The following is a 1,130-nucleotide window of genomic DNA, read 5'->3' as shown; positions in this document are numbered from 1 at the left end:
GTCGGCTCGGGCTTCTTCGGCCTGACGATCGCCGACCGATGTGCGCGTGAGCTGGGCCTGAAGGTCCAGGTCATCGATCGCCGCGACCACCTGGGCGGCAACGCCTACTCCGAGATCGATCCCGAGACCGGCATCGAGGTCCACCGCTACGGGGCACACCTGTTCCACACCTCCAACCAGCGAGTGTGGGAGTACGTCAACCGGTTCACGACGTTCACGCCCTATCAGCACCGCGTCTACACGACGTACCGCGGTGAGGTGTTCCCGCTGCCGATCAACCTCGGCACGATCAACCAGTTCCAGCGCGCCGCGTACTCCCCCGACGAGGCCCGCGCGTGGGTCGCCGAGCAGGCCGCGATGATCACCGGCGAGCCGGCGAACCTCGAGGAGAAGGCGATCTCGCTGATCGGCGAGCCGCTGTACGAGGCGTTCATCAAGGGCTACACCGCCAAGCAGTGGCAGACCGATCCCCGCGAGCTCGGCGCCGACATCATCAGCCGCCTGCCGGTGCGCTACACGTACGACAACCGCTACTTCTCCGACACCTACGAGGGTCTGCCCACCGACGGCTACACCGCGTGGCTGGAGCGGATGGCCGATCACGACAACATCACCGTGACGCTCGAGGCCGACTTCTTCGACGAGACGCAACCTTTCAACAAGAAGGCATGCGTCGGGGTGACCCCTGTCGTGTACACGGGCCCGGTCGACCGCTACTTCGATCACGCCCACGGCGACCTGTCGTGGCGCACCCTGGATTTTGAGACCGAGGTGCTGGCGACCGGCGACTTCCAGGGCACCCCGGTGATGAACTACGCCGACCCCGACATCGCGCACACCCGCATCCACGAGTTCCGACACTTCCACCCCGAGCGCGACCACCCGGCCGACAAGACCGTGATCATGCGCGAGTTCAGCCGCTTCGCCGGCATCGGCGACGAGCCCTACTACCCGGTCAACACCCCCCAGGACCGCGAACGGCTCCTGGCCTACCGCGAGCTGGCCCGCGGCGAGAAGAACGTGCTGTTCGGCGGACGCCTCGGCACCTACCAGTACCTCGACATGCACATGGCCATCGGCTCGGCGCTCAGCATGTTCGACAACAAGCTCGCACCGTACTTCCGCGACGG

At 66.2% G+C, this 1,130-nt stretch carries 1 protein-coding gene; it reads left to right on the top strand.

All coding sequences use genetic code 11. The features are described from left to right. On the top strand, positions 1-1,130 hold a 1,130-nt coding region (gene glf / locus GEV27_RS17515), incomplete at both ends, for a UDP-galactopyranose mutase (RefSeq protein ID WP_153935221.1).

It is taken from the genome of Aeromicrobium sp. S22 (genome assembly GCF_009661045.1).
GTDB lineage: Bacteria > Actinomycetota > Actinomycetes > Propionibacteriales > Nocardioidaceae > Aeromicrobium > Aeromicrobium yanjiei.
The sequence above is the reverse complement of the archived record's forward strand: the minus strand, read 5'-3'. Positions and strand labels throughout refer to the sequence as shown.